Annotated in this window: 15 protein-coding genes; 10 read left to right on the top strand and 5 right to left on the bottom strand. The window is 75.9% G+C overall.

The features are described 5' to 3' along the window. Nucleotides 1-37 precede the first annotated feature (37 nt). Entirely contained in the window at nucleotides 38-1,798 is a 1,761-nt protein-coding gene (locus tag AC3EVP_RS15925) for a glycoside hydrolase family 35 protein (protein WP_435130598.1), read from the top strand. A 22-nt stretch (nucleotides 1,799-1,820) separates the two neighbouring features. Here AC3EVP_RS15925 and AC3EVP_RS15920 read toward each other — a convergent pair whose 3' ends face one another. Next, complete coding sequence (locus AC3EVP_RS15920; protein ID WP_435130596.1) at nucleotides 1,821-2,762, bottom strand: alpha/beta hydrolase family protein; 942 nt, start codon at nucleotides 2,760-2,762, stop codon at nucleotides 1,821-1,823. Between the two features lie 127 nt (nucleotides 2,763-2,889). Between AC3EVP_RS15920 and AC3EVP_RS15915 the strand changes: the two genes are divergently transcribed. The 3 genes from AC3EVP_RS15915 to AC3EVP_RS15905 all read left to right on the top strand — a co-directional run bounded on the left by AC3EVP_RS15915 (nucleotide 2,890) and on the right by AC3EVP_RS15905 (nucleotide 6,983). After that, nucleotides 2,890-3,297: a MerR family transcriptional regulator gene (locus tag AC3EVP_RS15915; RefSeq protein WP_335972252.1), complete on the top strand. Its 408-nt coding sequence runs from the start codon at nucleotides 2,890-2,892 to the stop codon at nucleotides 3,295-3,297. Nucleotides 3,298-3,493: 196 nt separating this feature from the next. Next, nucleotides 3,494-5,875: a helix-turn-helix domain-containing protein gene (locus tag AC3EVP_RS15910; RefSeq protein WP_435130594.1), complete on the top strand. Its 2,382-nt coding sequence runs from the start codon at nucleotides 3,494-3,496 to the stop codon at nucleotides 5,873-5,875. A 73-nt stretch (nucleotides 5,876-5,948) separates the two neighbouring features. Further along, the gene (locus AC3EVP_RS15905) at nucleotides 5,949-6,983 is read left to right on the top strand and encodes a DUF6801 domain-containing protein (protein WP_435130592.1); all 1,035 of its coding nucleotides are present in this window, start codon (nucleotides 5,949-5,951) and stop codon (nucleotides 6,981-6,983) included. Between the two features lie 47 nt (nucleotides 6,984-7,030). On the opposite strand, the gene AC3EVP_RS15900 is transcribed toward AC3EVP_RS15905, so the two are convergent. From AC3EVP_RS15900 to AC3EVP_RS15890, 3 genes are all read right to left on the bottom strand, one after another. Continuing rightward, on the bottom strand, nucleotides 7,031-7,783 hold the full coding sequence (locus AC3EVP_RS15900; RefSeq protein WP_435130590.1) for a thioesterase II family protein: 753 nt from the start codon (nucleotides 7,781-7,783) through the stop codon (nucleotides 7,031-7,033). A gap of 132 nt (nucleotides 7,784-7,915) precedes the next feature. After that, nucleotides 7,916-9,142, bottom strand: coding sequence for an MFS transporter (locus tag AC3EVP_RS15895; RefSeq protein WP_435130588.1), 1,227 nt, complete (start codon nucleotides 9,140-9,142; stop codon nucleotides 7,916-7,918). Nucleotides 9,143-9,257: 115 nt separating this feature from the next. Next, on the bottom strand, nucleotides 9,258-11,654 hold the full coding sequence (locus AC3EVP_RS15890; protein ID WP_435130750.1) for a LuxR C-terminal-related transcriptional regulator: 2,397 nt from the start codon (nucleotides 11,652-11,654) through the stop codon (nucleotides 9,258-9,260). Between the two features lie 485 nt (nucleotides 11,655-12,139). Between AC3EVP_RS15890 and AC3EVP_RS15885 the strand changes: the two genes are divergently transcribed. The 6 genes from AC3EVP_RS15885 to AC3EVP_RS15860 all read left to right on the top strand — a co-directional run bounded on the left by AC3EVP_RS15885 (nucleotide 12,140) and on the right by AC3EVP_RS15860 (nucleotide 17,026). Then, nucleotides 12,140-12,379 carry a hypothetical protein gene (locus AC3EVP_RS15885; protein WP_435130586.1) on the top strand — a complete coding sequence of 80 codons (240 nt, stop codon included), beginning with the start codon at nucleotides 12,140-12,142 and terminating at the stop codon, nucleotides 12,377-12,379. Between the two features lie 194 nt (nucleotides 12,380-12,573). After that, entirely contained in the window at nucleotides 12,574-13,491 is a 918-nt protein-coding gene (locus AC3EVP_RS15880; protein WP_435130584.1) for a TIGR03619 family F420-dependent LLM class oxidoreductase, read from the top strand. Between the two features lie 409 nt (nucleotides 13,492-13,900). Then, on the top strand, nucleotides 13,901-14,110 hold the full coding sequence (locus tag AC3EVP_RS15875) for an acyl-CoA dehydrogenase family protein (RefSeq protein ID WP_435130582.1): 210 nt from the start codon (nucleotides 13,901-13,903) through the stop codon (nucleotides 14,108-14,110). Further along, nucleotides 14,107-15,384 (top strand): CaiB/BaiF CoA transferase family protein, encoded by a 1,278-nt coding sequence (locus AC3EVP_RS15870; protein WP_435130580.1) that lies wholly within the window; start codon nucleotides 14,107-14,109, stop codon nucleotides 15,382-15,384. Before AC3EVP_RS15875 ends, AC3EVP_RS15870 begins: the two co-directional genes overlap by 4 nt. Continuing rightward, nucleotides 15,381-15,929 (top strand): phosphotransferase, encoded by a 549-nt coding sequence (locus AC3EVP_RS15865; protein ID WP_435130578.1) that lies wholly within the window; start codon nucleotides 15,381-15,383, stop codon nucleotides 15,927-15,929. Before AC3EVP_RS15870 ends, AC3EVP_RS15865 begins: the two co-directional genes overlap by 4 nt. A 5-nt stretch (nucleotides 15,930-15,934) precedes the next feature. Continuing rightward, nucleotides 15,935-17,026: an NAD(P)-dependent alcohol dehydrogenase gene (locus AC3EVP_RS15860; RefSeq protein WP_435130576.1), complete on the top strand. Its 1,092-nt coding sequence runs from the start codon at nucleotides 15,935-15,937 to the stop codon at nucleotides 17,024-17,026. Nucleotides 17,027-17,049: 23 nt separating this feature from the next. Here the strand turns inward: AC3EVP_RS15860 and AC3EVP_RS15855 are convergent, their stop codons facing one another. Continuing rightward, nucleotides 17,050-17,754, bottom strand: a complete 705-nt coding sequence (locus tag AC3EVP_RS15855; protein WP_435130574.1) for a TetR/AcrR family transcriptional regulator — start codon at nucleotides 17,752-17,754, stop codon at nucleotides 17,050-17,052. Nucleotides 17,755-17,805: the final 51 nt, after the last annotated feature.

The following is a 17,805-nucleotide window of genomic DNA, read 5'->3' as shown; positions in this document are numbered from 1 at the left end:
TTGCTTCGACTACGCTCCACGGAAGGAGCAGGACACCATGCCCAAGGAACTGCGGATCGAACCCGACGGCTTCCGCCTCGACGGCGAACCGTTCCGCATCATCTCCGGTGGCCTGCACTACTTCCGGGTCCACCCCGAGCAGTGGGCGGACCGGCTGCGCAAGGCCCGCCTGATGGGCCTGAACACCATCGACACCTATGTGCCGTGGAACCTCCACCAGCCCCGCAAGGGCGGCGAGCTGGACCTGACCGGCATCCTCGACCTGCCCCGCTTCCTCGACCTGGCCGCCGCCGAGGGCCTGCACGTCCTGCTGCGCCCCGGGCCGTACATCTGCGCCGAGTGGGAGGGCGGCGGCCTGCCGTCCTGGCTGCTGGCCGAGCCCGACATCCGCCTGCGCACCAACGACCCCGCCTACCTGGCCGCCGTCGAGCACTTCTTCCAGGCGCTGCTGCCGGCCGTCACCCCCCACCTGGCCACCAGCGGCGGCCCGGTCATCGCCGTCCAGGTCGAGAACGAGTACGGCGCCTACAGCGACGACACCGGCCACCTGCGCCGGATCGCCGACCTGCTGCTGGCCGGCGGGATCGACGTGCCGCTGTTCACCTGCGACCAGCCCGGCGACCTCGCCCGCGGCGCCCTGCCCGGCGTGCTCGCCACCGTCAACCTCGGCAGCCGCGCCGCGACCGGCCTGGCCGCGCTGCGCGCCCACCAGCCCCAGGGCCCGCTGATGGTCACCGAGTTCTGGAACGGCTGGTTCGACCGCTGGGGCGGCGTCCACGTCGTACGCGACGCGGCCGGCGCCGCCGCGGAACTCGACGCGATCCTCGCCTCAGGCGCCTCGGTGAACCTCTACATGTTCCACGGCGGCACCAACTTCGGCTTCACCAACGGCGCCAACGACAAGCACACCTACCGGCCCACCGTCACCTCCTACGACTACGACGCGCCGCTGGACGAGGCGGGCGACCCCACGCCGAAGTACGCCGCCTTCCGCGAGGTCATCGCCCGCCACGCCCCCGTCCCCGACGAGCCGGCGCCGCAGCCGGCGAAGAAGCTCAGCGCCCTGGGCGTCACCCTGGACCGCACCGCCCCGCTGCTCGCGCAGGCGCCGCTGCTCGGCCAGGCGGTGGCCGGCCCGCGCCCGCTGACCATGGAGGAACTCGGCCAGGACTTCGGCTTCGTGCTCTACCAGGCGCAACTGCCCGCGCCGGGCCCCGCGGTGCTCACGCTCGACGCCGTCCGCGACCGCGCCCAGGTCTTCGTCGACGGGCAGCCGGCCGGCGTCCTGGAGCGCGAGGGCCACGAACCGGCCCTGGCCTTCACGGTGCCGCGGGCCGGCGCCCGCCTGGAGGTGCTGGTGGAGAACCAGGGCCGGGTCAACTACGGCCAGGCGCTGCACGACCGCAAGGGCCTGCTCGGCGAGGTCCGGCTGGACGGCGAGGTACTGCGCGGCTGGACCAGCCGCCCGCTGCCGCTCACCCCCGCCGACCTGGAGCGCCTGGAGTTCGCCGCCGCCGTCGGCCCGGTCGTCGGCCCGGCCTTCCACCGCGGCGTGTTCGACGTGGAGACCCCCGCCGACACCCACCTCGACCTGGCCGGCTGGACCAAGGGCAACGCGTGGGTCAACGGCTTCCCGCTCGGCCGCTTCTGGTCCCGCGGCCCGCAGACCACCCTCTACGTGCCGGCGCCGGTGCTGCGCGCGGGCGCCAACGAGGTCGTGGTGCTGGAACTGCACGCCGCCGCCCGGACCACCGTCGCCCTGCGCGAGTCCGCCGACCTCGGCCCCGTCGAGGAGTGAGGCGGTCGGGCCGGCCCCGGGGTCACTTGGACTCCAGCCGGCCCAGCGGATGCGACGCGCCGGCCAGGGCGGCCCGGGCCACGGCCCAGTCGTCATGGCCGGCGCCGGTCACCTCCCGCAGGTAGGCCAGGGTGACGTGCTGCACGAGCGCGACCCGGTCCGGGTTCTCGTCGGTGGTCTCGGCCGCCGCGTAGCCGGAGATGCCGCCCAGCGAGTGCCGGCCGCCGTACACCGTGAGCAGGCTGCGGCCGGCCGGGGCCAGCGTGTACGGGTCGGTGGTCCAGGCCGGGCCGAGGGTGGACAGCGGCAGCTCGTCCGCGTCGCCGGCGACGACCAGCGAGGGCGCGGCCAGCGCCGAGAAGTCCTGCTCGCGCAGCCACGGCAACTGCTCGCGGGCGTAGGGCGTCAGCGTGTCGCCGCCGCGCCCGGCGGTGGCGATCTGGATGCCGGCCGTCACCCGCGCGTCGGACAGGTCCGGCACCTCGCCGGTCAGCGGGTCGGTCACCCGCAGGCCCATGAGCAGGCCCGCGGTCTGCCCGCCGAAGGAGTGCCCGGCCGCCACGATCCGGGTGCGGTCCATCCGCCCCATCAGGCCCGGCACCGCCGCCTCCAGGGTGCCGAGCGCGTCGAGCACCACCCGCATGTCCTGCACGCGCTGCCGCCAGAGGCCCGGGCGGCGCGGGTCGTCCGGCGCCAGTCCCAACCGCCGTGCGTCCAGGTGGGTCGGCTGGACCACCACGAAGCCGCCCGCGGCCCAGTGGGCGGCCAGCGGCGCGTAGCCGTCGAGATCGGAGCCGAAGCCGTGGGCGAACAGCACCACCGGCAGGCCGCTGCCGGTGACCGGCGCGGTGACGCGGACCGGCAGGTCCGCGCCGCGGTGCGGCGCGGGCAGCGCGACGGGGCTGACCGACACGGTCGGGACCAGGGCGGGACCGGTCAGACCGGTCGCGGCGTACGTGGGCATGGGAGGGCCTTTCCTCGGTGCGGACCCCGGCCGCGCACGGAATGCGGCGAGGCGTGGTTACGCTAAAACCTGACGTCGGCGTGAGAGGCAAGCCGCCGGAGCGCCCGCGGCCGCGGAAGGAGCAGCCATGCGTGTCGGAGACCTCGCCGCCCGGACCGGTGTCAGCGTCCGGGCGCTGCGCTACTACGAGGAGCAGCAGCTGCTCACCGCCGAGCGCAGCCCCAGCGGCCAGCGCCACTACCCCGACAGCGCCGTCGACCGGGTCCGGCTGATCCAGGAGCTGTACGCCGCCGGGCTGTCCAGCCGCACCATCCTGGAACTCCTGCCGTGCGTGGTCGACGGCCGCGCCACCCCCGAACTGCTCGGCCGCCTCGCCCAGGAGCGCGCCGAGGTCGACCGGCGCGTCACCGACCTGCTGCGCACCCGGGACCGGCTCGACGCGGTGATCGGCGGCGCGACCGGCAACATGCGCACCGGGGTCTCCTGCCGCGACGCGACCCGCGACAGCCGCCCGGCGGCTCCGCCGTCCCCCTGACCGCCGTCCCCGACCGCTGCCCCCGACGGCCGCCCCCGACCTGCGCCCCGGGCCGGTCCAACGCCCGTACCTACCAGGGCCGTTCACCCTTTCGACGGGCGGCCGGAACGCCTGCTCCCGGGTGGGCGGCGGTCGGGGTAGGCTCACCGTCCCGGAGCGCGGGGCCAGGTCACGGGGGGAGACGAAGGGCGACGTGGTGGCGGAGACACTCGGAGCGCTGGTGCGTCGGCTGCGCAAGCAGGCGGGGATGACGCAGTTCCAGCTGGCCGAGCGCGCCGGGCTGGGCGAGCGGACCATCGGCCGGATCGAGAACGACAAGCCCTTCGACCACCGCAGCGGCACCTTCGCCCGCCTCGCCGACGCGCTGGAGGCCGGCCCCGAGGACCGCCGCCGGCTGATGGCGGCCTCCATCGGCTCCGGCGACGAACCCCCGCCCGTACCGGCGCAGCAGGCCGCACCCGCGGGGGCGCGGGTGCCGGGCCCGCTGGCCGACGAGGCGGACGGGCTGGCCCGGGAGAGCAAGCGCCGCTGGCGTGAGGAGGAGGCCCAGCGCCGGGTGCACCACCCCTACGCGCTGCCGGTGCGCTGGCACCACGTGGCGACCGGCCTCGCCGACCGGACGGAGAACGCGCAGGGCACCGCCCCCGGCGACGTCCTGCCGGACATCGACCTCAGCGGCGACCTGCGCCGGGTCGCGGGCGTCTACCGGCGGATCGGCTCCGGGCGGCTGGTGGTGCTGGGCCGGGCCGGCTCGGGCAAGTCGATCCTGGCGGTGCGGTTCGCCCTGGACCTGCTGGACACGCGCGAGGACGCCCAGCGGGTGCCGGTGATCTTCAGCCTCGGCTCCTGGGACCCGACCGCGATCGCCCTGCGGGACTGGCTGGTCGACCGGCTGGTCCGCGACCACCCGCACCTGGCCCGGGTGCTGCCCAGCGGCAAGCCGCTCGCCGCCGACCTCTTCGACGCCGACCTGATCCTGCCGGTGCTCGACGGCTTCGACGAGATCGCGGAGGAACTGCGCGGCGAGGCACTCCAGGAACTGAACCGCACGGTGCTGCCGCTGGTGCTCACCAGCCGCCGCGACGAGTTCGCCGGGGCGGTGGCCGCGGCCCGCGCGCCCCTCGCCTCGGCCGTCGTCATCGAGCTGTGCGACCTGGAACCCTCGGACCTGCGCGACTACCTGCCCCGCACCGTGCCGGTGCCGCCCGGACCGCTCGACCCCGCCGCCCCGCGGGGCTGGAACGACGTGCTGGACCGGGCGCGGGCCGCGGGCCCGGCCGGCGCCCACCTGACCGAGGCGCTGAGCACCCCGCTGATGACCGCGCTGGCGCGGACGATGTACAGCGACAACCCCGACCGCGACCCGGCCGAACTGCTCGACACCGCGCGCTTCCCCGACGCCGCCGCGATCGAGGCCCACCTGCTGGCCGGCTTCGTACCGACCGTCTACCGGCGCCGCGCCCCGCAGCGCCCCGACGCCGGCGGCCCGGCCGCGGCGCGCCGCGGCACCGAGCGGCAATGGGAACTGGCCGACGCCCAGCGCTGGTTGGGCTACATCGCGCACCACCTGGCCGCCCTGGACGGCGAGCGGCAGGACATCGCGTGGTGGGAGCTGGGCACCAGCATGAGCCGGCTGGCGCGGACCGTGATCGTCGGACTGCTGGCCGGCACGGCCTTCGGGGTGACCGCCGGTGTCGGGAACATCCCGGTGGACCTGGTCGCGACCTCCCACGGCCCGGCGTTCGCGCTGCTGCGCGGCCTGGCCGTCGGGGTGCTGCACGGCCTCGCGGCCGCGGTGCTGTTCGGGCTGGTCTACTGGTACGCGACCGCGCGCGACGGCCTCAAACCGTCGCCGGTGCGGATCAGGTTCACCGGGTGGGGCCGGCGCGGCGGGCGGCTGCGGCGCACCGGCCGCAGGGTCCGGGTCCGCGTCGCGGTCGGCCTGCTGTGCGGACTGTCGGTCGCCGCCGCGCTGGAACTCATCGACCAGGGCCTCGTCGGGCCGCTCGGGCTGGACGACGGGCAGGGCGGGGGAGCACTGGCCCGGGTGGTGTTCATCGCCGAACTCGGCCTGGGCGCCGGGCTGGTGTTCGCGCTGACCGCGGTGCTCGAAGCCCCGGTCCGCCCCGAGTCCGTGGTCAGCCCCGCCGACCTGCTCGGCATCGACCGCCGCAACGTCGCCTACCACCTGCTGGTGTGGGCGCTGGCCATCGGCCCCGCCGCCGGCCTGCTCAACGGGATCGTCGACGGGCCGGTACGCGGACTGGAGGTCGGCGTCGTCTTCGGCCTGGAGGCCGCCTTCGGCGCCGGACTCGGATACGGGGTCTGCATGACGGCGTGGGGCCAGTGGGTGGCGCTGACCCGCATCTGGCTGCCGCTGACCGGACGGCTGCCCTGGGCGCTGGTCTCCTTCCTGGACGACGCCCACCGGCGCGGCGTGCTGCGCCAGGTCGGCGCGGTGTACCAGTTCCGCCACAGCCGCATCCAGAGCCAGCTCGGCCACGCCTTCCGGGAACACCATGGGAAGCGGCGCCCATCGCGGCCGGACACCGCACCCGCGGTGGCGCCGGGCGCCTGACCATCACCCGCCCACCCCCGGTCGCCGGGCAGGCACACGACCACGGCCACGCGTCTCATAAGGAGGCAGACCCATGGATTCCAGCTACGGCGCGGGCAGTGCGCGGCGGCGGATCGGATTAGCGGCAGGCGCGGCGCTCACCGCGGCCGGCGCCGCCGTCGCCGGCCCGGGCGCCGGGAGCGCGGCCGCCGCACCGGTGGCCGCGACCCTGCACTACACCTGCACCTTCCCCTACATCGGGGGTCAGCAGATCACCGCGCGGATCTCGGCGGACTTCCCGTCGTCGGTCGCCGCCGGCACCTCCAGCCCCCGCTTCGCCGTACACGCCGCGGCCGACGTCGACGGCGCCTTCACCGCCGGGCTGCGCCAGGTCCTCGGCGTGCGCGTCATCGAGGGCAGCGTGGACGCGCGGACCAGCGTCGCCGCGCCGCAGGGCACCAGGACCGTGTCCGTCCACCTGGCCATCACGCCCACCACGGTGCCCGCGTCGGGCACCTTCGCCATCCCCGCCACCGGCACCGCCCCCGCGCTCGGCTTCACCGCACCGGGCCACGGCACGGTCAGCGCGGGCGACTTCACCCTGCACCTGGTCCCCGAGGACGCAAGCGGCGACCTCGTTGCGGTCGGCAAGGTCGACGTGCCCTGCACTCTGAACGCCGGGCAGTCCGGCACCGTGGCGGCCTTCCGCGTCACCCCGTCCGCGACGAAGACCACCCCGCCCGCCGCCCCCGGCTCCCCGTCCGCCCCGGGCACCGGCGGCCACGGCAGCAGCGCCTCCGCGCACCCCGGCACCTCCGCCCCCGCCACGGCGACCCGGACCCCCAGCACCTCACCCAGCACCTCACCCAGCACCGGCGCCAGTACGGCCGCCGCCTCCGGCACCCCGTCCGCCACCGCGTCCGGCGCCGCCCCGGGCACGAGCGGCCCGGGACAGCGCCCGGACACCGCGACCGACGTCGCCGCCGCGGACACCGCGAAGACCGGCAGCAGCAGCGGGCACCTGGCCGCCCTCATCGCGGGCATGCTGGCCGCGGCCGCACTCGCCGCCGCAGCCGCCCTGCGCCTCGTGCCCCGCCTGCGCAACCGCCGTACCGGCGGCGGTGCCTGACGCGTCATCACCGGCGCCGACCCCGTACCCGGGCGCCGGGCCCCGGCTCACGCCTCGCGCAACCGCGCCCCCAGGACCGCCAGCACACTGGCCGGGTCGGTGTCCAGGAAGAAGTGCCCGCCGTCCATGCCGAGCACCTCGCTGCCCGGGCCGCCGACCCGCGCCCAGCCGCGCATGGCGGCCTCGCCGTCGGTCCGGTCCTGCCGCCCGTACATCGCGGTGACCGGCATGGGCAGCGGCCCGTCGTGCTCGTCCTGCCACAGCTCCGCGAGCCGGATCTGCGCGCGCAGCGACGGGAAGAGCGTCCGCATCAGGGCCGGGTGGTCCAGCACCTCCTGCGGGGTGCCGCCCAGCTCCCGCAGCCCCGCCACGAACCCGTCGTACGGCTCCTCGTGCAGATACGGCCGCTGCTGCGGCCATCGGGGGCTGCGGCACCCGCTGACGAACAGCCGCCGGGTCGCCCCCGGGCACTTCTCGGCCGCCAGCCGGGCCAGTTCGTAGCCCAGCCGCGCGCCGAGGCTGTGCCCGTAGAACGCGTGCGGCCGGTCCAGCAGCGGTGCGAGCGCGGCGAACGCGTCGTCCCGCAGCGCCGGCCACTGCTCGTACGGCTCCTCGTAGACGCGGTGGCCCTGGCCGGGCGGCGCGATCGCGAGCACCTCGACGTGCGGGGCGAGCGCGGCGGCCCACGCACCGAACGCGTGCGGGCTGCCGCCCGCGTACGGCAGGCAGAACAGCCGCACCGGCGCGTGCGCGGGCGGCTCGTCGAACGCCAGCACCCAGGGGTTGCCGGACTTCACCATCTGCGGGCCCTTCGCTGGTCGGCGGCGCCGCCGCGGTGAAGGCCCGCGGCGGTCTCCCGCACCGAACTCGCTCCAGCCTGACGGCTGCCCGCCGATCTTCGCAACCGCCCACGGCACCGACCGCGGCACCGCTCACGACTCCATGGTGCGCACCTGCCGGTCCAGCAGCGGCAGGAGACAGGAGGCGATGCAGCCGATCCCGCACAGCGTGCAGACCTCCCTCGCCCCGGCCGCCCGGCCCAGCGGCCCCGCCAGGAGCTGCGAGAGCGGAATGGCCAGGAAGGACAGCAGGTCGTCGTAGGCGGTGACCCGGGACAGGCTCTGCTGCGGCACCGCCTCCTGCAACGTGCTCTCCCAGGTGATCGCCGCCACCGAGAACCCCAGCCCGCCCACGAACGCCGCGGGCGCCACCACCCACGCCGTGCCGGACCACCCCAGCGCCAGCAGCGGCAGCCCGGCGAGCGCGCCCCAGATCCGGCCGTCCCGCAGCGGCCGCCGGAAGACCAGCCGGACCGCCACCACGCTCATCACCAGCAGCCCCGCCGCCCGCACGGCCTGCACCGCCCCCCACCCCACGGCGCCGTCCTGCCCCATCACCACCTCGGGCCCCAGCACGTTCCACGGGCCGACGTTGAAGGCGTTGACCAGCGCGAAGGACATGGCCATCAGCACCACCCAGCGCAGCGACCTGAAGACCGCCCAGCCGTCGGCGAGTTCCCGCAGGAGCCGCTGCCCCGAGGCCGGCGGCCGGCTCCCGCCGGGCAGGCGCAGGAAGGCCAGCGCCGCCAGCCAGCAGCTCAGGCCGTCCACCGCCAGCGCCCACCCGCCGCCCGCGGTCGCCACCAGCACACTCGCCACGACCGGCCCCACGATCCGTACCGTGTTCTGGCTGCTGGCCAGCAGCGCGTTCGCACGGAACAGGTCGTGGCGCGGCACCAGTTCGGGCACGATCCCGCGCAGCGCCGGCGCGGTGAAGGCGGACACGGCGCCGGTGCCGAAGGACAGCAGGGCGAGCGCGGGCAGGCGGTAGGCGCCCGCGAGCAGCAGCGCGGCCATCCCCGCCAGCAGCGCGCCCGAGATCAGGTTCGCGGCGACCAGCAGCCGTCTTCGGCGCATCCGGTCCGCGACGGTGCCGCCCACCAGCAGCAGCGTCAGGTTCGGCACGATGTTCGCCGCGAGGACCACGCCCAGGTCCGAGGCGCTGCCGGTGGCCTGGAGCACGGCGAGCGACAGCGCCACCGTGGTCATCGAGGAGCCGGCCAGGTCCACCGTCCGCCCCGCGAGGAACCAGGCGAACCGGCCGGTCAGTAACTCCCGTACAGGCGTGGGCAGTTCGCTGGTGCGCACCGTGTCGGTCACGCGCCAAGTATCGGCCACGCCCCGCGCCCAGACCAGGCACGGAACCGGCCCCGCAGGCGGGAAACGGGCCCACTTCGCACCGCCCGGGGCGGCCCGGCCCGGACCGGAACGGTCCCTACCGGGCGCCGCCCCCGGCCGCGGACGCGTCGGACTCCTCGGCGGGCGTGCGCGGAGCCGGCGGGCGGGGGAGCGCGCCCTCGGCGGCCGGCGCGGCGGCGGTGGCCGGCGCGGAGCCCAGGAAGGCGGCGATCTGGCCGCGGCGCGAACAGCCCAGCTTGTTGAGGATGTGCTCCACATGCGAGTCGGCCGTCCGCTTGGAGATGACCAACTGCTCGGCGATCTCGCGGTTGGACATGCCCGTGCCGATCAGCTCGGCGATCTCCCGCTCGCGGCGGGTGAGGGCGTCCGCGCCGGCCGGCCCGCCCGGACCGGCCGGCTGCTCCGGCAGCGGCTCCTCGGCGTCCTCGGCGGCGAGCGTCACCGCCAGCTCGTCGTCCAGCTCCATGCCCTGGCGGAACAGCTCGCTGAACCGCGCCTGCCCGAGCTGCTCGGTGACCTGCGCGACGATCCGCTGGTGGTCCCGGCCCAGGCTCTCCCGACCCCACATCAGTATCACGTCGCCGGCCCGGAAGTAGGCGTCGGCCGCGCCCAGCAGCCAGGCCGCCCGCACCGGGCGCCCGGCGGCCGCGGCCTCCCACGCCAGCACCTCCAGGCAGGTCGCGATGCCGTCGGCCTCGTCCTGCTCGGCCTTGAGGCGGATCGCCCGGCGGATCACCGGCCCGCACTCCGCGGGCCGCCCCTGCACCCACAGCGCCAGCCCGATGAACTCCTGGATGAACGACCGGAAGAACGACTCGCCGCTGGCCCCGAACTCCTTGCGGTACGCCCGGTCGGCGGCCATGGCCCGCTCGGAGTCCCCGGTGAAGGCGGCGATCATCGCGTCGTGCATGTGCACGAAACCGATCCCCAGCTCGTACCCGCTGCGCAGCGTCAGCTCCCGCGAGCGGGCGAAGTGCCCGTCGGCCTCCGCGTCCTGGCCGGCCAGCAGGTGGCCCAGGCCCGCGACCTGGTGCGCGTAGCCCAGCAGCCGGTCGTCGCCGAGCCGGCCGGCCAGGTCCAGCGCCTGCCGGACCGCGTCCTGCGCCGCGGGCCGGTCGCCCTGCACGAACGACAGGTGGGCGTGGTGCGCGAGCGCCTCGGCCCGCTCCGGCAGCGGCCGGCCGACCCGCTCCAGGCTGCGCTGCAACCACAGCCGGCCCTCGCTGAAGCGCGACGTGCACAGCCAGTACGGGACCAGCCGGACCGTCAGCCGCAGCGCCTCCACCGGATCGCCCTGGCCGGCGCCGTGCGCGCGCTCCAGCGCGGTGCGCACATTGGCCCAGTCCCGGGCCAGCTGCTGCACCTCGTCGACCTGGCGGTCGGTGTACGCGGTGCGCTCGAAGGCCGCGGCCGTCTCGGCGTAGTGGGCCAGGTGCCGGTTGCTGGTGGCCTCCTGCTCGCCGGTGCGCTCCAGCCACTCCGCGCCGTACTCCCGCATCGTGTCCAGCAGCCGGTAGCGGACACCCGAGGGGGCGTCGACCCGCAGCACGATCGACTTGTCGACCAGGCTGATCAGCAGCTCGATGACCTCCTCCTGGTAGATGTCGCCGCCCGCGGTCACCTTCTCCGCGGCCGAAAGGTCGAAGGTGCCGGCGAACACCGACAGCCGCGCCCACACCAACCGCTCCTCGGGGGAGCACAGTTCGTGGCTCCAGCCGATGGCGGTGCGCAGCGTCTGGTGGCGCGGCAGCGCGGTGCGGCGGCCGCCGGTCAGCACCCGGAACCGGTCCTCCAGCCGGGCGGCGAGCTGGTCCAGCGGAATCGCGCGCAGCCGCACCGTCGCCAGCTCGATGGCCAGCGGGATGCCGTCCAGCCGGCGGCACAGCGCCTGGACGTCGTCGCGGTTGTCGTCGGTGATCCGGAAACCGGGGACGATGGCCGCGGCCCGCTGGGTGAACAGCAGCGCCGCGTCGCCGGACTCCACGTCCAGCGGCGGGACGGTGAGGGTGTGCTCGCCGGGGACCTCCAGCGGCTGGCGGCTGGTGGCCAGCACCTGGACGTGCGGGGTCTCCCGCAGGATCAGGTCGACCAGCAGCGCGCACTCGTCGACCAGGTGCTCGCAGGTGTCCAGCACCATCAGCATCCGGCGGGTGCTCAGGTGGTCCACGACGGCCGCGAGCGGGTCGCCCGGGTCGCGGATGCCCAGCAGGTCCGCCAGGGTCTGCGGGAGCAGCTCGCCCTGCTGCAGGCCCGACAGCTCCGCCAGGCACACGCCGTCCGGGTACTCCCCGGAGCGGTCGCCCGCCGCGCGCAGCGCGATCCGGCTCTTGCCGACCCCGCCCGGGCCGATCAGGGTGACCAGCCGCACCTCGTCCAACAGGCGCCGGACGTCGGCGAGTTCGGTGTCCCGCCCGACGAAGGAGGTGACCGCGCTCGGCAGCCCGGACCGGATCTGGCCGAATCGTGTGGCCATGCTCACGCTGCTGTACTCCTTAAGCGGTGCGTACGCGGACGCTGACGCATTGCGTTCGGTCCAGGCTAGAGGGTGCGGCTGCCGGGCCGGGGGAGATGGCGCCAATTCGCCGACGGGCGAGCGTCCCTGATCGAAAACGGTCGCCTTGATGGCGCCGATGCGGGCCCGCCGCGGACCGTCCGAGGCGGTTCCGGTCCGCGCCGCCTGGACTACCGAGGAGGGAATCCGGCGGGGAGCGCCCGCGATTCTAGGTATACGGATCTCGCACGTGTCGGCGCGGGCCGGGCTTTCCCGTTCGGCAGACTCGTAAGCGGCCGTGCGGAGAAAGCCGTTCGCCGACGGCTTTCCCCGCGTTCCCCCTTTCCCCCGCTACCCCCACCCTTTCCCCGCACCCACCGCCCGCCCGCCCGGACCGGCCCACCTGCGCGTCACCCCTCCCGCGCAGGTGGGCCCCGCGCACCGCCGAGCAAAGGACCCCCACCAGCATGTCCGCACTCGTGCCGCCCCCCGCGGCCGTACCACCGAGTGACCCGACTGCACCCCCCGGCGCCGGTGTCTCCGGCGTCCGGCACGAGCCGCCGTGGAGCGGCGGCCCGGGCGGAACCCCCTCACGCCACCTCCTGGTCCTCGCCGGGCGCGGATTCCGCCGCTTCCTCGAACGCGGCGCGCCCCCCGACACCTCGCCGCCCGACGGCCCCCGCGGCGACGCGGCGCCCCTGAACTGACCACCGGCGCCCGTCCCCGGACCGGGCCGGAGGTGGTCGTGGATGAGTCACCCTCAAGGCGGTTGCACGCGTGCGGGCGTCCCCTGGTGGAGGGTGTCCAGTACGCCCTTGAGCTGTCGGCCGTCCGGGAGAAACATGTGTGGGGAGCGCTTCCCGCACATGTTCGCCCACCCCCGACTCGAAGGGCACCACGCATGCGACTGGGCCTGGCCCTCCCGACCTTCGGCGCCGACGCCCACGCGGAGGCGATCACCACCGTCAGCCGTACCGCCGAGGAGCTGGGGTACGACTCGCTGTGGACGGGCGACCGGGTGCTCGCGCCCCGCACGCCCAGCGTGCCCTACCCGGGCAAGGACCCGGTGATGCCGCGGTCCTACGAGAACTTCATGGACCCGCTGGTGAGCCTGACGCTCGCCGCCGCCCGCACCGGCCGGGTCCGCCTGGGCACCAGCACCCTCAACGGGCTGTGGCACGCCCCGATCATGCTCGCCCGGTCGCTGACCACCCTGGACCTGCTCAGCGGCGGCCGGCTGGACGTCGGGCTGGGCCTGGGCTGGATGCCCGAGGAGTACACCGCGGTCGGCGTGCCCTGGCGGGGCCGGGGCGCCCGGCTGGACGAGACGCTCGACATCCTGGACGCCTACTGGGCCGGCGGCGAGTTCGCCCACGACGGGCCGCTGTTCACCGTGCCGGGGACCGTTGTCGGACTGCGCCCGCGCCAACGCCCGCGGCCCCCGGTCCTGCTGGCCGCGTTCAGCCCCGTCGGCATCCGCCGGCTCGCGCGCCGTGCCGACGGCTGGCTGCCGGTGGGCATGCCGCTGCCCCGCCTTACCGCGCAGTGGTCGGCCATCCTGGACGAGGCGGACCGGGCCGGGCGGGACGGCGCCGGCCTGCGGATGGCGCTGCGTATCAACCCGACATTGACCCGCACGCCCGCCGACCCGGACCAGGTCCCCTCGCAGGGCACCCTCAACCAGTACGTCGCCTACGCGCGCGCCGCCGAACAGGCCGGTGTCCACGAGCTGTTCATCGATTTCCAGCAGACCCCGGCCACCCTCGCCGAGCGGCTGGACCTCGCCGCCCGCTTCATCGACGGCGTCCGCGCCGGCTGACGCCGCACCGGGTACGGCGGCCCCCTGCCGGGGGCACCTGGCTTAACGATCGCTAGGTCCGGGACGGTGGGCTCGCCGACCGACCAGGTCGCGGCGCGGAGATCCGGAGCGCCGATCAGCCGTATTGCGGTGATATCCCGCGTGATTTCTGGGAGATCGGGCCTCGGCGTATTGACCGCTCGCCCCAGCGGCTTCTAGCGTCTGAACGAGCTGAACGAGCGTTAGGTAGACGCCCCTCCGACAGCCGCGAGGTCCGTATGGCGATCGATTTCACCTTTGAGCCCGATCTCGTGGAACTCCGCGAGCGCACCGCCGACTTCGTCCGGGCGGTGGTCCTGCCGGCCGAGCAGGAGCTGCTGCGCCAGGCCGCCTGGACCTCGACCAGGGCGGCGGCAAGCACGAGTGGTCCGTGGCGAAGACCTTCACCGCCGAGGCGGTGGGGCGGGTCGTCGACCGCGCGGTGCAGGTGTGCGGCGCGCTCGGCATCTCCGGGGACCTGCCCCTGGCGGCCTACCTGCGCGAGGTGCGGCCGTTCCCGATCTACGACGGCCCCTCCGAGACCCACCGCTGGTCGATCGCCCGGCGCGCCCTGCGCCGCATCGGGACGGCGGACGCGTGACGGCGCCCGCCGCCGGCCCGCTGGCGGGGCTGCGCGTCCTGGAGATCGCGAGCATGGCGCCGGCGCCCTTCGCCTGCACCCTGCTGGCCGATCTGGGCGCGGAGGTGTTGCGGGTCGACCGCGCCGCCGACGTCGACCCCGCGGTGTCCACCTCCGCCGACCTGCTGGCCCGCGGCCGCCGCTCCCTGGCCGCGGACCTCAAGCACCCCGACGGCGCCGCGCTGGTCCGGCGGCTGGCCGCGCGGGCGGACGTGCTGGTGGAGGGCTTCCGCCCCGGGGTCGCCGAACGCCTCGGGATCGGCCCCGAGGACTGCCGGGCCGCCAACCCCCGCCTGGTGTACGGGCGGATGACCGGCTGGGGGCAGCACGGGCCGCTCGCACCGCGCGCCGGGCACGACATCACCTACCTCGCCGTCTCCGGAGCCCTCGGCCTGATGGGCCCGCCCGACCGGCCCCCGGTGCCGCCGGTGAACCTGGTCGCCGACTTCGGCGGGGGCGGCATGCTGCTGGCCGTCGGCATCCTCGCCGCGCTGTACGAACGGGAGCGCTCGGGCCGCGGCCAGGTCGTCGACGCGGCCATGGTCGACGGCGCCGCGCTGCTCACCACCGCGCTGCACGGCCTGCACGCCGCGGGCGGCTGGGCGGGCGGCCGCGGCGAGAACCTCCTCGACGGCGGCGCGCCCTTCTACCGCACGTACGAGACGGCCGACGGCGGGTACATGGCGGTCGGCGCGCTGGAGGAGCGCTTCTACGACCAGTTGCTCACCGGACTCGGACTCCGCGGCGAGCCGGACCTGCCCGCGCAGTACGACCGGGAGCGCTGGCCGGAGCTGGAGCAGCGGCTGGCCCGGGCGTTCGGCACGCGCACGCGCGCGGAGTGGACCGCGGTGTTCGCCTCCACCGACGCCTGCGTGGCCCCGGTGCTCAGCCCCTGGGAGGCAGACCGGCACCCGCACAACGCGGCGCGCGCGGCCTTCACCGAGACCGGCGGCGTACGGCAGCCCGCCGCGGCGCCGCGCTTCGGGCGCACCCCCGGCGCCGTCCAGGGGCCGCCCCCGGTACCGGGGCAGCACTCCCGTGCCGCCCTCGCCGACTGGGGCGTGGACGAGGACGAGTCGGCCCGCCTGCTCGCGGCGTCGGCCGTCGTCCAGCACCCGGCCGGGCAGCCCCGCAAAGACCGGGCCTGCGACGACCGGTCCCGCGACGACCGGTCCCGCGACGACCGGGACCGCGACGGACGGCCCCGCATCCGCGCGAAGGAGCACACGCCGTGACAGCGGTGGGCAAGGCACCGGGCACCGCGGGGCGGCACGGGAGCGGTGCGGCGATCGTGCACGGGGACTTCCGCGTCGACAACACCATCCTCGCCCCGGCCGACATCGGGCGGGTGCGCGCCGTCGTGGACTGGGAGCTGTCCACCCTCGGCGACCCCCTCGCCGACCTCGGCACCTTCCTCGCCTACCGCGACCCGGCGGTCGACGCCCTCCTGGGCACCCCCGCCGCCACCGCCCCCGGCTTCCCCGGCCCGGACGAACTCGCCGAGCGGTACGCGCTGTTCAGCGGCCGCGACCTCAGCGCGCTGCCCTTCTACCGGGCCCTGGCCCACTTCAAGATCGCGGTGATCGCCGAGGGCGTGCACGCCCGCCACCTCAAGGGCGTCACCGTCGGCGACGGCTTCGCCGGCCCTGGTCCGGGCCGGACGCGCCGCCCTCGGGCGCGGACGGTGACCGGCACCCGGCCCGCGCACGCGCCGCGCCGGACCGTAGGACGGCCCCAAGGCGCCGGACCACCCCGGCACGGCACCCCAGGAAGGCAGTAGCCCGCATGGAGATCACCGCCGCACTCTCCCGCCACCCCGAGCAGCCGTTCTCCCTCGAGACCGTCACACTCGACGCGCCCCGCGAGGGCGAAGTGCTCGTCCGCATGGCGGCCAGCGGCATCTGCCGCACCGACCTGCACTACCGCGCCCTGCTGCCGCCGGCGAAGGGGCCCTACGTCCTCGGGCACGAGGGCGCCGGCGTCGTCGAGGAGACCGGCGCCGGCGTCACCGGCATCCACCCCGGCGACCGGGTGCTGCTCAGCTACCGGCACTGCGGCGCCTGCGGCACCTGCCGGGCCGGCCACCCCGCCTACTGCGCCCGCCTGGGCCGGCTCAACGCGCCCGGCCCGCGCCCGGACGGCACCCCCACGCTGCACCAGGACGGCACCCCGGTCGCGGGCGCCTTCTTCGGCCAGTCCAGCTTCGCCACCCACGTGCTCGCGTCCGCCGGCAACACGGTGGTCGTCGCCCCCGGCACCGACCTGGTGACCGCCGCGCCGCTGGGCTGCGGGGTGCAGACCGGCGCGGGCGCGGTGCTCAACGTGCTGCGCCCGGCGCCCGGTGCCCGCCTTGCGGTCTACGGCGCCGGCGCGGTGGGCTGCGCCGCGCTGATGGCCGCGCGCGCCGCCGACGCCGGCACGATCGTCGCCGTCGACCCGGTACCGGGCCGGCGCGCCCTGGCGCTGCGGCTGGGCGCGACCGCGGCGCTCGACCCGGCCGCCTGCGACGTCGTCGCCGCCGTACGGGACCTGACCGGCGGGGGAGCCACCCACGCGCTGGACACCACCGGCAGCCCCGATGTGATCGCCCCGGCCGTACGGGCCCTGGCGCGCACCGGCACCCTGGTCCTGGTGGGCCTGGGCGAGCCGCGGCTGACCCTGGACGCCGAGGACCTGCTGTGGGGCGGCAAGACCGTGCGCGGCTGCGTCGAGGGCGACGCCCGCCCCCAGGAGTTCATCCCGCGCCTGCTGGCGCTGCGGGCCGCCGGACGCCTGCCGCTGGAGGAGATCGTCACGCCCTACCCCTTCGCCGACATCGACCGGGCCGCGGCCGACTCCCGCTCGGGCGCCGCGGTCAAGCCGGTCCTGGTGTTCTGACCGGCCGTCACCTCCGCCGGGCCTCACACCGCCCGTGCGGTGCGGGCGCGCGGCGCCGGCCGCACCCGCGCCCCCACCGTGCGCAGGGCGATCGCCGCGTAGCGGTCGGCGATCTCCGCCGGCGGCAGCGGACCGCCCTCGTGGTACCAGCCCGTCACCGCCTGGCACATGCCCAGCAGCGCCCGGGTGGTGTCCGGCGCCCGGTCCACCTCGAACAGCCCCTGCGCCACGCCCTCCTCGACGATCTCCCGCAGCAGGTCCTCCAACTCCTTGCGCAGCGCCGCGTACTTCCGGCGGTTGGCCGGCTCCAGGTAGCGCAGCTCGCAGTCCAGCCCCGCCGTCGCCACCCGGTGGGTCATGTGCAGCACCACGCACTCGACGACGTTGGAGAACCGCTCCAGCACCCGCCCGCCCGCCTCCGCGTCGGCGAGCCGGGCCCGTTGCAGCACCTCGCCCACCGCGCCTTCCAGCAGCGCGACGAGCAGCCCCTGCTTGTTGGCGAAGTGGTAGTAGATCGTCGGCACGGTGATGCCCGCCCGGCGGGCGACGTCCCGCACGGAGGTGCCGTGGTAGCCGTGCTCGCGGAACTCCGCCAGCGCGGCCGCCAGCACGGGATGGAGGTCCAGCGGCGCGAACTCCCGCCAGTCGCCGACGGGTCCGGCCGGGTCCGCGGCAGGGGCCGAAGCCGTGTCCGCCCCGGACCCGCCGCCGGTCGTCTTCGTCGCCATGCGCCTGCTCCTCGTCGCTGCCGGGCCGACCTGTCGCGACGAAGTCTAGCG

It is taken from the genome of Actinacidiphila sp. bgisy144 (assembly GCF_057708105.1).
This window is presented reverse-complemented; position numbering and strand designations above follow the sequence as displayed.

Coding starts and splice junctions, on each gene's coding strand:
- AC3EVP_RS15860 (WP_435130576.1), top strand. CDS start 15,935: ATGGAGATCACCGCCGCACTCTCCCGCCACCCCGAGCAGCCGTTCTCC.
- AC3EVP_RS15920 (WP_435130596.1), bottom strand. CDS start 2,762: ATGCCCACGTACGCCGCGACCGGTCTGACCGGTCCCGCCCTGGTCCCG.
- AC3EVP_RS15925 (WP_435130598.1), top strand. CDS start 38: ATGCCCAAGGAACTGCGGATCGAACCCGACGGCTTCCGCCTCGACGGC.
- AC3EVP_RS15885 (WP_435130586.1), top strand. CDS start 12,140: ATGTCCGCACTCGTGCCGCCCCCCGCGGCCGTACCACCGAGTGACCCG.
- AC3EVP_RS15890 (WP_435130750.1), bottom strand. CDS start 11,654: ATGGCCACACGATTCGGCCAGATCCGGTCCGGGCTGCCGAGCGCGGTC.
- AC3EVP_RS15915 (WP_335972252.1), top strand. CDS start 2,890: ATGCGTGTCGGAGACCTCGCCGCCCGGACCGGTGTCAGCGTCCGGGCG.
- AC3EVP_RS15905 (WP_435130592.1), top strand. CDS start 5,949: ATGGATTCCAGCTACGGCGCGGGCAGTGCGCGGCGGCGGATCGGATTA.
- AC3EVP_RS15855 (WP_435130574.1), bottom strand. CDS start 17,754: ATGGCGACGAAGACGACCGGCGGCGGGTCCGGGGCGGACACGGCTTCG.
- AC3EVP_RS15880 (WP_435130584.1), top strand. CDS start 12,574: ATGCGACTGGGCCTGGCCCTCCCGACCTTCGGCGCCGACGCCCACGCG.
- AC3EVP_RS15900 (WP_435130590.1), bottom strand. CDS start 7,783: ATGGTGAAGTCCGGCAACCCCTGGGTGCTGGCGTTCGACGAGCCGCCC.